At 69.0% G+C, this 11,904-nt stretch carries 12 protein-coding genes; 4 read left to right on the top strand and 8 right to left on the bottom strand.

Going from position 1 to position 11,904, the window contains the following annotated elements:
• The first annotated feature begins 38 nt into the window (after positions 1-38).
• A complete protein-coding gene (locus tag ACZ1DY_RS23650; RefSeq protein ID WP_126735062.1) occupies positions 39-365 on the top strand; it encodes a putative quinol monooxygenase in 327 nt (108 codons plus the stop codon).
• Here the strand turns inward: ACZ1DY_RS23650 and ACZ1DY_RS23645 are convergent.
• A complete protein-coding gene (locus ACZ1DY_RS23645; RefSeq protein WP_465480864.1) occupies positions 349-1,212 on the bottom strand; it encodes an alpha/beta fold hydrolase in 864 nt (287 codons plus the stop codon). The genes ACZ1DY_RS23650 and ACZ1DY_RS23645 overlap by 17 nt on opposite strands.
• A 110-nt stretch (positions 1,213-1,322) precedes the next feature.
• On the opposite strand from ACZ1DY_RS23645, the gene ACZ1DY_RS23640 reads away from it, so the two are divergent.
• On the top strand, positions 1,323-2,240 hold the full coding sequence (locus tag ACZ1DY_RS23640) for an AurF N-oxygenase family protein (protein WP_257486379.1): 918 nt from the start codon (positions 1,323-1,325) through the stop codon (positions 2,238-2,240).
• Position 2,241: 1 nt separating this feature from the next.
• Positions 2,242-3,747, top strand: a complete 1,506-nt coding sequence (locus ACZ1DY_RS23635) for an FAD-dependent oxidoreductase (RefSeq protein ID WP_465480863.1) — start codon at positions 2,242-2,244, stop codon at positions 3,745-3,747.
• A 94-nt stretch (positions 3,748-3,841) separates the two neighbouring features.
• On the opposite strand, the gene ACZ1DY_RS23630 is transcribed toward ACZ1DY_RS23635, so the two are convergent.
• From ACZ1DY_RS23630 to ACZ1DY_RS23600, 7 genes are all read right to left on the bottom strand, one after another.
• Complete coding sequence (locus ACZ1DY_RS23630) at positions 3,842-5,065, bottom strand: cytochrome P450 family protein (protein ID WP_465480862.1); 1,224 nt, start codon at positions 5,063-5,065, stop codon at positions 3,842-3,844.
• A gap of 92 nt (positions 5,066-5,157) precedes the next feature.
• Entirely contained in the window at positions 5,158-6,111 is a 954-nt protein-coding gene (locus ACZ1DY_RS23625) for a PDR/VanB family oxidoreductase (protein ID WP_465480861.1), read from the bottom strand.
• 15 nt (positions 6,112-6,126) lie between these two features.
• Positions 6,127-6,876 (bottom strand): SDR family NAD(P)-dependent oxidoreductase, encoded by a 750-nt coding sequence (locus ACZ1DY_RS23620; RefSeq protein WP_257486383.1) that lies wholly within the window; start codon positions 6,874-6,876, stop codon positions 6,127-6,129.
• Positions 6,873-7,367, bottom strand: coding sequence for an aromatic-ring-hydroxylating dioxygenase subunit beta (locus ACZ1DY_RS23615; protein WP_257486384.1), 495 nt, complete (start codon positions 7,365-7,367; stop codon positions 6,873-6,875). Before ACZ1DY_RS23615 ends, ACZ1DY_RS23620 begins: the two co-directional genes overlap by 4 nt.
• Positions 7,360-8,658, bottom strand: coding sequence for an aromatic ring-hydroxylating oxygenase subunit alpha (locus tag ACZ1DY_RS23610; protein ID WP_465480860.1), 1,299 nt, complete (start codon positions 8,656-8,658; stop codon positions 7,360-7,362). The genes ACZ1DY_RS23615 and ACZ1DY_RS23610 overlap by 8 nt, the downstream gene beginning before the upstream one ends.
• Positions 8,659-8,663: 5 nt before the next feature.
• On the bottom strand, positions 8,664-9,035 hold the full coding sequence (locus tag ACZ1DY_RS23605) for a hypothetical protein (RefSeq protein ID WP_219151620.1): 372 nt from the start codon (positions 9,033-9,035) through the stop codon (positions 8,664-8,666).
• A gap of 34 nt (positions 9,036-9,069) precedes the next feature.
• The gene (locus tag ACZ1DY_RS23600; protein ID WP_465480859.1) at positions 9,070-10,209 is read right to left on the bottom strand and encodes an acyl-CoA dehydrogenase family protein; all 1,140 of its coding nucleotides are present in this window, start codon (positions 10,207-10,209) and stop codon (positions 9,070-9,072) included.
• Between the two features lie 159 nt (positions 10,210-10,368).
• Between ACZ1DY_RS23600 and ACZ1DY_RS23595 the strand changes: the two genes are divergently transcribed.
• Positions 10,369-11,856: a PAS domain-containing sensor histidine kinase gene (locus tag ACZ1DY_RS23595; RefSeq protein ID WP_465480858.1), complete on the top strand. Its 1,488-nt coding sequence runs from the start codon at positions 10,369-10,371 to the stop codon at positions 11,854-11,856.
• The last annotated feature ends 48 nt before the right edge of the window (positions 11,857-11,904 follow it).

Raw genomic sequence — 11,904 nt, 5'->3', positions numbered from 1 at the left:
GCGGAGCGCGTGAAGGCCCGCTTTGCGATACTCGGGCCATGATCCTGATCGTCCTCAAAGCACAGATCCGCCCCGAGAAGCGCACCGAATGGCTCGCGGGTATCGAGCGCTACACGCAACAGGTGCGCAGCGAACCCGGGAACATTTCGTTCGACTACTACCAGAACGCCGGCGACGAGAACGAATTCGTCCTCGTCGAGGTGTTCGCCGACAGCGCCGCCGGTGACGCGCACGTCGCCACGCGGCACGCCCAGGAGTTCTTCCCGTTCATGGCGACCGTCGTCGCGGAGAAACCGCGGATCAACTACCAGAACCTCGACGGCGACGCGTGGTCGGAGATGGCCGAGGTCACGCCGGTCGACTAGCCGCCTCCGTGGCGGTGCGGTCGATGATCGCGGCGAGTGTCGTGGCCGCTTCCTCGGGGACCCAGTGGCTGACGCCGGTCAGGATTTCGAGCCGGTAACCGGCGTCGACGTACTGGCCGGCGAGTTCGGCACTTCGCCGGGACAGCGCGGTGTCGCCGTCGCTCCAGACGTGCGCGGTCGGCACGGTGACCCGGGCGCGGAGGGCGCCCGGTCGCTGGAAGGGCATCGCGCGGTACCAGTTCAGTCCGCCGGTGAGGGCTCCACCGTGGACGATTTCCCGGCGGACCTGCTCGATCTGGGCCGGCGTCATCCCGGTTCCCGCCAGCGTGCGTTCCAGTACGCGTGGCAGGCGCCGGAGGGCGAGTTCCGGCAGCCAGGGCAGCTGGAACAGGAACATGTAGTACGACCGGACGAGCTGGTCGCTGGTGAGGGTCGCGCGGAGGAACGCCGCGGGATGCGGGACCGACACGGTGGTCAGCGACGTGACCAGGTCCGGTCGGCGCGCCGCGGTCGACCAGGCGGCGACGGCACCCCAGTCGTGTCCGACGAGGTGGACCGGTCCGGAGCCGAGGGTCTCGATCAGGGCGACGGTGTCGGCCACGAGGCGGCCGGATCGGTAGGCGAAGCGGCCTCGCGGGCGGGCACGGGGTGAGTAGCCGCGCTGGTCCGGCACGATCGTGCGATATCCCCGCTGGTGGAGCAGGGTGGCGGTCTCTGCCCAGGAGGCGCCGGTCTGCGGGAAACCGTGCAGCAGGACGACGACGGCGCCGTCGAGCGGGCCGGTGTCCCGGACGTCGAAGATGAGTCCGTCGTGGTCGAAGGTGGCGATGCGGCGGGGTGCGGTCATGGGCGGATCTCCCCTTCTTTCGTGGACTGCTCCTATATGTTACCTTGAGTAACAGTGAATCGCGGTAACAGGTAGCCGCGCACTCTGTCGACGTCGTCAGGGAGGTCCGTATGACCAGCACCGATGTGCCACGCACCGCGGCAACGGCCGGGGCAGGCCGCCACGAGACCGCGCGGCGGCTTCTCGATTCGTCCGCGATGCTGTCCTACGACCCCGCCACCGAGGTGGACTGGGAGACGCCGCTGGACAAGAACTTCCACGGCGCCAGCCCGGAGTGGAGCACGCTCTACGGCACGAGTTACTGGGCCGAGATGAGCACGGAGCAGCAGAAGGAGCTCACGCGGCAGGAGGCCGCTTCGGTCGCGAGCACCGGCATCTGGTTCGAGATGATCCTGCAGCAGATGGTGCTCCGGGATTTCTACGCCAAGGACCCGACCGACCCGGCGTTCCAGTGGGCGCTCACCGAGATCGCCGACGAATGCCGCCACTCGATCATGTTCGCGCGCGGCGCCGAGAAGCTCGGCGCGCCCCCGTACCGCCCGCGCCGGCTCGCCGTCGAACTCGGCCGGGTCTTCAAGGCGACGGCCAGCGGCGAAGCGGCGTACGCGGCCATCCTCGTGGCCGAAGAGGTCCTCGACGTGATGCAGCGCGACTGGATGCGAGACGAGCGCGTGGTCCCGTTCGTGCGCACCATCAACAACATCCACGTGGTCGAAGAGTCGCGGCACATGAAGTTCGCCCGTGAGGAGACGCGGGAACAGCTGGAGGGCGCGGGTTTCGTGCGCCGCCGGATCAACGCGCTGGTCATCGCGATCGCGTCGTACTTCATCGTCAGCAGCATGATCAACCGTGACGTCTACAAGAACGCGGGGCTCGACACCAAGCGCGCCTTGCGCGAGGCGAAGGCCAACGAGCACCACAAGGCGATGATGCGGTCGAGCTGTGCCGGTCTGATGGAGTTCCTCGGTTCGTGCGGTCTGCTCACCCGCCCCGCGCTGGTGTTCTACAAGCGGGCGAACCTGATCTGACATGGCCTTCGCGATCACCCAGACCTGCTGCAACGACGCCACCTGCGTGTCGGTCTGCCCGGTCAACTGCATCCACCCGACGCCGGACGAGCCCGACTTCGGCACCACCGAGATGCTCTACGTCGATCCGGCCTCGTGCATCGACTGCGGAGCCTGCGCGGACGCCTGCCCGGTGGACGCGATCTTCCCGGCGGACCTGCTGACCGGACCGCTGGAGGTCTACGCGGGGATCAACGCGGCCTTCTACGCCGACCGTGAGCCCGTCCCGTCGGCGGATCCCGCGCCGAACTTCCATCGGTGGGCGCCACCGACGTTCGACCGGGCCATCCCGAGCGATTTCGCGCCGCCGGACATCGCCGTCGTCGGCACCGGCCCGGCCGGGATGTACGCCGTGGAGGACCTGCTCCTCCACACGAACGCGCGGGTCACCCTGATCGACCGGTTGCCGGTCGCGGGCGGGCTCGTCCGCTACGGCGTCGCCCCGGACCACCCCGCCACGAAGCGGATCGGCGAGACTTTCTCGCGCCTTCACGAGCATCCGCGGCTGCGGATGCGCCTGGGCACCGAGGTCGGCCGCGACGTGTCCGTGGACGAACTGGCCGAGCGTCACGACGCGGTCGTCTACGCGGTCGGTGCCTCTTCCGCGCGAGGTCTCGGCATCGAGGGCGAGGAACTGCCCGGCAGCATCGCCGCGACCACCGTCGTCGCCTGGTACAACGGTCATCCGGACGTGCCCGCGAACGCGGTGGACCTGTCCGCGGAACGGGTCGTTCTGGTCGGCACGGGGAACGTCGCGCTCGACGTCGCCCGGATCCTGACCGCCGACCCCGACGACCTCGCCGGGACCACGATCGCCCCGCACGCGCTGGAATGCTTGCGTACCAGCAAGATCCGGGAAGTCGTGCTGCTCGCCCGGCGGGGGCCGGAGGACGCCGCGTACACCTCTCCGGAGCTGCTCGCGCTGGCGGGGCGCGACGGTGTGCCGCTCGTCGTCGACGACGCGGACCCGCGCACGACGGCCGCGATCGACGCGGGCACCGGCAAAGCGGCTCTGCTGCGCGAACTCGGCCGCGAGACCGTCGACTGGACCGTGCCGCCGGCCTCGGACGCGCGCCGGATCGTCCTGCGCTTCCACTCCGCGCCCACCGCGATCATCGGCGACACCCAGGTGCGGGGCCTGCGGGTCACGGGCCGGGACGAGCCGGTCGAGATCGCGGCGGGTCAGGTCGTCCGCGCGGTCGGCTATCGGGGTGTTCCGGTGCCGGATCTTCCGTTCGACGACGACCGCGGCACGATCCCGAACACCGCCGGTCGTGTCGACGGGCGCAGCGGCGCTTACGTGGTCGGCTGGATCAAACGTGGTCCCTCGGGCGGTATCGGCGCGAACCGCACTTGCGCGCGGGAGACCGTGGCGACGCTGCTGGAGGACATCACGTCCGGCAGGCTGCCGGTGCGGGAGCCGCGGTCGCCGATGGCCGCGCTGGCCGCACGGTTCCGGCGGCGCTGACACCCTGGCGGCTCCGGGAGCACGTCGCGAAAGCCACTTTGGGGACATCAGACGTCCCGAAAGTGGCTTTCGCGACGCGAGCGCCAGGACTGAGCTACGACGCGGCCACCCGGCGGTTCAGCATCACCGGCAGGGCACGATGCCCGTTGGAGATGAACGAGTCGAGGTGCCGCATCGCGTCGGGAGAGATCGCGAGGCTCAGGTCCGGGAACCGTGCGAACAAGGCCGGGAGGGCAATCGCCGCTTCCAACCGCGCCAGCGGAGCGCCGATGCAGTAATGCGCGCCGTAGCCGAACGCGACGTGCGCCTTGTCGGCGCGCGTGACGTCGAAGGCGTCGGCGTCGTGCCCATGCACCGCCGGGTCGCGTCCCGCGGCGGCGTATCCGGCCAGAATCGCGTCGCCCTGCCGGATGACGACGTCGGCGACGGCGATGTCCTCGACGGCATAACGCAGGGGCAGATTCGCCACGGGTGCCTGCCAGCGCAGCGTTTCCTCGATCGCGTCGGCCCACGAGACGCGGCCGTCGCGGATCATGGCGAGCTGGCCGGGATGGGTCAGCAGGGCGGTGATGGCCTGGTCGAGCAGGTTCACGGTGGTCTCGTGGCCCGCCGAGATGAACAGGATCAGGGTGTCGATGAGTTCGGTTTCGTCCAGCCGGGCGCCGTCGTCCCGCGCGGCGATGAGCGCGGTGGTGAGGTCCTCGCCGGGATTCGCCCGCTTTTCGGCGACGAGTTCGGTGAACACCGAGTGGATGTCCTGGTAGGCGACCAGCATCGCCTCCTGGCTCGCCGAGGTCCGGAAGAAGGCGTCGACGGAGTGGCGCAGTCTGCCGCGCGCGGAGTCCGGTACGCCGAACAGGTGGCAGATCACTTCGATCGGCACGGGGTAGGCGAAATTCTCCCGCAGGTCAACGGGTTCGCCGGCGGGCAGGGCTTCGAGCCCGGTCAGCAGATCGTCGACGACCTTGGTGATCCAGGGTTCCAGCGTGGCGATCCGGCGTGCCGTGAAGGCCTGTGTCACGAGCGAGCGCAACCTTTTGTGGTCGGCGCCGTATGCGGTGAACATGTTCCGCACCGAGACCCACACCAGCAACGGCCAGTCCGCGCTGACGTCGGCCAGCGCAGGCCAGTGCTGACGCGCGTCTTTGGACACGCGCGGGTCGCTGAGCAGGTCTCGCAGGAGTTCGTAACCCGTGACCGACCACGCCACCACACCGCCCGGCAACTCCACCCGGGTGATCGGGCCGAGCTCGCGTAATCGCTCGTTCTCGGCGTGGATGTCGTGGCCGTTCGGGTCCAGCACCAGGGGACGCGTCACCGGGGATCACCCTTTCTCGGCGGAGCGGACCGAATCCACCCTGCCAGCGGCGCGATCGCCCGGCTATTCGCCATTCGGTGGCGAGTTTTCGCTCAGTACAGCTCGATGACGAGCCTGTCGGTGAGCGCGCGTGAGACACAGAGCGCCATCTGGCTCTCACGATCGGCGGCGGTCAGGCAGTTGTCCCGATGGTCCGGGGTGCCCTCCAGCACGCCGGACACGCAGGAGCCGCAAATGCCTTCCTCGCAGGACTTGAAGACCTCGATGCCGTTGTCCTCGAGGACCGACAGGATGGATTTCCCCGCCGGTACCTCGAATTCCTCACCGGTGTCGAGTTCGACGGTGAGCGGCCGGTCGGCCGACGTGTCCGCCTCGGCGGCTTCGAAATGCTCGACATGCACGTGGTCCGCGCCGACGACCGGGGCGAGCACGTCACCGACCTGCCGCATGAAACCGTCCGGGCCACAGGTGTAGACGTGCGCCGACGGTGTCAGGTCTTCGGCGATCGCCCGCAGGACGGCGGGATGTTCGCCGCGGGGCACGCCGAAATGCGGCCGGATCCGGTCGGCGAACTCCACCCGTTCTTCCAGCAGTTCCACGAACGCCGCGGTTTCCCGCGAGCGCGCGAAATAGTGGAGCTCGAATTCGCTGCCCCAGGTGTAGAGCTCGTAGGCCATCGACAGCAGCGGGGTGATACCGATACCGCCGGCGACGAGGACATGCCGGTCGGCGTCTTCGGCGACGGTCAGCAGATTGCGCGGCTCGCTGATCTTCAGGTGATCACCGACCGAAACCTGATGCATCGCCGCGGATCCGCCCCGCGAATCCGGTTCCCGTTTGACCGCGATCAGGATCGAACGCGGATCGTCGGGGGCGCCGCACAACGAATACTGCCGCAACACCCCCGTCGGACCGACCACGTCGACGTGCGCCCCCGCCCGGTACCGGACGCGCAGCGGCTCGTCGTCCTGCCGGACCAGCCGCAGGGTACGGATTTCCGGCGTCTCTTCGGTGATTTCGACGACGCGGAAGAGGACGTTCGTCATCCAGGTGCCTCCAGATCAGCGCATGAACAGGCCGCCGTTGGCGTCCCAGCAGGCGCCGGTGACGGAGGCGGCTTCGGGGGAGGCGAGCAACGCCACCATTTCGGCGATGAACGTCATACTGCCCAGCCGCCCCACCGGGATCCCGGCTGTCAGCCGGTCGAGGTTCTCCTCGCCGACGAGCCGGTGGACCATGGGGCTGTCCTGCGGGCCGGGGGAGACCGCGTTCACGGTGACGCCCCTGGCGGCGAGCTCGCGGGCGAACACCTTGGTCGCCGTCAGGACCGCGCCTTTGGACGACGCGTAGTGCCCGCCGGTCGTGGTGCCGCCGTTCTGTCCCGCCAGGGAGGCCATGTTGACGATCCGGCCGTACCCGGCCTCGGCCATATGCGCGCCGAAAAGCTGGCAGGCGTGGAAGGTGCCGTTGAAGTTCACCGCCATCACCTCGTCGAGCTCCTGCGGCGTGATCTCCAGCAACGGCCGCGCCTGGGTGCGGGCGGCGTTGTTGACCAGAACTTCGACGCTGCCGAAGTCACCGAGCACCGACGCGAGCAGCTGGTCGATGTCCGGACGGCTGGCGACGTCGACGCGGTAGCTCTGGGCGTGTGCCCCGGTCCGGTCCAGTTCGGTCGCGAGGCGTTTCGCGGCCGCCTCGTCGAGGTCGGCGATCGCCACCCGATGGCCACCGCTGTGCAGGCGCCGCGCGATCCGCTCGCCCAGCCCGGTCGCCCCGCCGGTGACCACGGCGACCGGCGCGGTGGCGCTCACAGCAGGAATCCCGCGGCGGGAACGGCTTCGTCGGCGTTGACCAACCGGACGACCTTGCGGGCGAAGCGATCCTCGTCGCCACCTGCGCCGAGGCGGACGACGTAGTCGACGTCCGCGGCCCACAAGTCGTGGCGGCCCCGTTTGTACGCGACGATGATCTGGGCGGCCTTGAGCGTGACCGACCGGTCGTCGACGTCGGCGGGGATGAAACGCGAGACGGTCCGCACGGTGATCGCCGAGTCGACCGCGGCGAGCGCGTAACCCTCGGTCATCCGCCGCACCCGCAGCCCGCGCATCCGGGCGTCGTCGTGGACCATGTTGAGGACGTCGTCGAAGTCCTCGGCGTCACGGTCGATCGGGATGATGTACATCCCGTCGTCGGCGTAAAGCCGTTGCCAGGCCTCGTAATCCTTGGCGTCCAGCAACGCGGCCTCGCGCCACGCCAGCTCGATCGCGCGGACCACCCGCGGATCGGTGAGGGTCTCAGTCATCGCTCATCATCCGCTTCCATTGGGCGTACGCCGCCCGCATCCCGGTCTCGTCGGTGACATGGCTGGTCGGCCAGCCCTCGGGGGAGGGCTTTTCGCGGCCGAGACCGCGGTTAACCATGATCGGCATCTCGGGCGCGCCCTGGGCGCCGCGCTGGACCCGGTCCCAGCCTTCGGAGTCGTCCGGCGTGCCGAAACCGAACGGACCCTGGAAATGTTCGTGGGCGCGCAACCGCTCCCGGTTGACCGGGCCGACGATCTCGGGCGGGCCGTCACTGCCGAGCGCGACGTGCTCGATGACGGTCTCGTCGACACTGATCGGCCGCAGTACCCGGAAGAACGAGATCGACATCGACACGTTGGGGAACAGGTTGAGGTTGAACCCGGTGCCGTGCACGGCACGGACGAGCCTCCGGACTTCGGTTTCGTCCGCTCCGGCGGCTTCCAGCCGGGCGACCAGTCCGTCGAACCGAGGCTGGAGCGGCTCGCTGCCGTCGTCCGCCTCCAGATCGGAGTGCTCGGGGACCATCTGCATCACCGAGTGGCCGTTCCCCAGGTCGTGGGTGACCGCCGTCGGATCGGTCATGAACGACATCATCTCGGCGGTTTCGGCGTCGACCGAGGCCATCCAGGAGCGGTGCACGATGGGGAAGTGGTACCCGTCGGTGGTGTTCTCCAGCTGGATCTTCCAGTTGCCGCGGTAGGTGAACCGGTGCGTGCCGAGCACCTTCACCGGATAGCCGCCGCCCTGCGCCATGAAGCGGTCGATCCACAGTTTGACGTCGCCGAGGAAATCGGCCAGCGGTTCGGCGTCGGCGTTCAAGGTCGCGAAGATCATCCCGCCGTAGGACTCGGTGCGCAGGGTCTTCAGGCCGAGATCGGCCTTGTCCATGACGCCCTCGTACCCGTCGGGATACGGGATGCCGCGCAGTTTGCCGTCCAGGCCGTAGGACCAGGCGTGGTACGGACAGGTGAACCCGTTGGCGTGACCGGATTTCTTCTCGCAGAGTGACGCGCCCCGGTGGCGGCAGCGGTTCACGAGCGTGCGGATCTCGCCCTTGCGGTCCTTGGTCACGATGACCGGATGCCGTCCGACGTGGGTCGATTTGAAGCTGCCCGCCTTGGGCAGCTCCGATTCGTGCGCGACCCAGATCCAGGACCGCTCGAAGATCTTCGTCATCTCCTGGTCGAAGATCGCCGGGTCGGTGTACATCCGCCCGGCGACCCGGTCGCCGAGGACGAGGTCCGCGGGCGGGAGGTCGTGCACGGTCGCTGCAGTGAATTCTGTCGTCATCGCGATCAGCCCCGGTATTCGCGCGGAGTGAGGGCGCGGCCGATACGCGCTTCGATCTTGGCGTACTTCCACAGCTTCCACGGGCTGTCGCCGACCGGCGTGGAGCGCAGGAAGTCGCACGCCTGCTTGACGGTTTCCTGCGTGTCGACGTCGCAGAGCAGGTAACACGTCCACGGCCAGCCGTCGGACGGGCCGACCATATGCGAGTCGTCGTCGATGTCGCCGATGAAGTCCACGCCGGGAAGACCCTTGATGCCGTCCATCAGCGCGACGAAGGCGGTCCAGACGTCGCCGGCGGCGACGCCGCCTTCGGGAAGGTCGAAGAAGTTCTGGTTGATACCGATGCAGAACAGCACGCGCAGCGGGGTATCGCTCATGGTGGTGGTCCAACTCCTCGTCGGTCGGTAGTGGTCACTGGAAGCCGGGAACGGTGGGCGGATGCCCCATCAGCACGGCACCCGCGGCGTCGTACATGGCCGGACCCAGGAAGGCGTGCTGCTGGGGGACCAGGGCGTCGCCGAGCAGCCACTGCAGCGGGTGGTCGTTGGCGATGGCGCCGGTCCCGGACAGGCCGATGATCCGGTTGACGGTCTCCGCGGCGGTCTTGGCGAGGTGGGTCGAGGCGAGGCGGAGATGCGCGTTCTGCTCCGGCGTCACGGGGTCGCCATGCAGCACGGTCCGCCATGCCTCGTCGGTGACCTCGTAGAAGTACGCGCGCGCCGAACGCATCGTCGCTTCGGCTTCGGCAAGGCCCGTCCGGTAATAGGCGCGGTCGGCGAGTTTCGGCGCGCCCGTGACACCCGAACGGCCGCTGCCGACCTCGGTCGCGAAGTCGAGCGCCGCGCGGGCGACCCCCGCGCCGACGACCGCCAGCACCTGGGAGGCGTAGGCGAGGGTGGGATAGCGGTACAGCGGCTCGTCGATGGTGGGTTCACCGCCGCGGATGAACGTCCATTCGCGTGGAACCTCGACCTTGTCGACGACCAGGTCGAAGGAACCGGTGCCCTTCATCCCGACGACGTCCCACTCCTGGATGATCTTGACCTGCTCGGGCCGCAGCAGCGCGGTGCGCGGCTTTCCGGCGGTCGTGTCGTCGCCGGGGATCCCCACGCCGAGGATGTCCGCCCCCATGCAGCCGCTCGCGAACTTCCAGCGGCCGTCGACCAGGAAGCCGGAGGCGGTGGGTTCGGCCCGCTGCACGGGGAAGAGACCGCCGGCGAAGCACACGTCCGGACCGTCGGCGTACAGCTCCGCCTGCGTCTCGACGGGCAGCGCCGCCAGATAGACCAACGCGGAGCCGAAACTGGCCACCCAGCCGGTGGATCCGTCGACGACGGAGATCCGCTCCACGATCCGGAGGAAGTCGGCAGGGGGAAGGGGCTCGCCGCCGAACCGTTCGGGTGTCGCGGAGCGGTAGACGCCCGCTTCCTTGAGCCGGGTGACGAAGTCGCGGGGCACGTACCGCTGGTCGCGGAACTCCTGACGGCGCTCGAGGAGTTCGGCCAGGACATCCTCGAGCGTCGTGGCCGGGCTCTCCTGGATCTGGGCCATCGGGCGCTCCTCGCGTCGTAGGGAAGATGTCTCCGACGCTAGGGATCACCGGCGCGCGTGGCCATTGGTCATTGCCTGCCGACGGCGGGGGATTCCCACGCAGGGCGGTAGGGGAAATCCTTACCGGAGGGCCCGGCGGCGAACTCCTATGCTGAGGCCGTGGACGTCGATCCGATCGCGCCCGAGCTGGCCACCGGCGACTTCGTGGCGATGATGAACGCCTCGAAGGTGTGCGTGCTCGTCCACGACGCGGCGACCAAGAACATCCTGTGGGCCAATCCCGCCGCGTGCGAGATGCTCGAATTCAGCCTTTCGGAGCTGCGCCCGCTCAAGGCCAACCACATGAGCAGTTCCGCGCAGCAGTACGACCGGGTCATCGGGCGAGCCTGGCTCCAGGCCGCGGTGGAACACGGTTCGAGCCGCATCGTGTGGCACTACCGGAGCAAATCCGGCCGCGTGATCCCCACCGACGCGGTGGCCATCCGGGTCGAACTGGAGCGGGGACCCGCGGTGATGGTCCAGTTCCGCGACATCCAGCGCGCGGAGGAGGTCGAGCGGGAGCTGAAGCTGACGACGTCGTACGTCGACGCGCTGGCGCGGCACACCTCGACCGTGGCGTTCATGCTCGACGCCGCCGGAGCGGTGCGGTTCGCCACGGACAGCGCGCTGGCCTTCCTCGGCCTGACCGGCGACGACGATCGGCTGGCCGGGGAGCCGCTGACCGCGTACGCGCGGCTGCATCTGGGCGGCAGGCCGGTGCGCTGGACCGAGGTGGTGGCCGGCGCGGATCCGGTCGGGCCGGTGCAGCTGGAGTTGCCGGGGGAGAACGCGACCTGGCTGGAAGGGAGCCTGGAGCGGCTGTCGGAGTCCGAGGTCGACGCGTATCTGATGATCCTGCACGACGTCTCCGAGCGGGTGCGTGGCGAGGCGCGGCGAGAGCTGGAACTGCGGCACGAGAACTATCTGGCCCGCTACAACGCCATGGGGGACATGGCGATGGCGATCGCGCACGAACTCGGCCAGCCGCTGGCCGCCGCCGCGAACTTCATCGCGGGCATCCGCGCGCGTGCCGCCACGATCGCGACCGGTGGTGACGTCCGTGAGCAGATGGGCTACGGCCTGGACAGCGTCGCCCGCCAGATCGACCGGGCGAAGGACATCGTCGGATCACTGCGGTCCTTCGTCGGGCATCTGGAGCAGGTCGAGCAGATGGTCGATCTGAACGAGATCGTCCGGGAATGCCTGTACTTCATCGAGCTGAGCGCCGCGCCGCACGCCGTGGAGGTCCTCGTCCGGCTCGATCCGGCGCCGGTGCTGGTGCGGTGCGAACGCGTCCTCACCGGTCAGGTGGTGATGAACCTGTGCCTCAACGCGATCGACGAGACCGCGGAATGCGAACCGGCGCAACGGCGGATCACGGTGGGCACCCGCGCCAAGGAGGGCGTCGGCGTCCTCACCGTCGACGATCACGGCCGTGGCGTCGCCAGGGATCCCTTCGCCGAGTCTTTCACCAGCAAACCCGGAGGCAGCGGTATCGGGCTGGCGCTGAGCCACCGCATCATCACGCGGCAGCACGGAAGCATCTGGGCCGAGCGGCGCGACGGCGGCGGCTCCCGGTTCGGGTTCGCGCTGCCGCTGGCCACGTAAGGGAAATCCTCAGGCGGCGCGGTGGAACTCGGGATATCGCCGGTTTCG

The organism is Amycolatopsis sp. PSD-21, assembly GCF_055561455.1.
The sequence above is the reverse complement of the archived record's forward strand: the minus strand, read 5'-3'. Positions and strand labels throughout refer to the sequence as shown.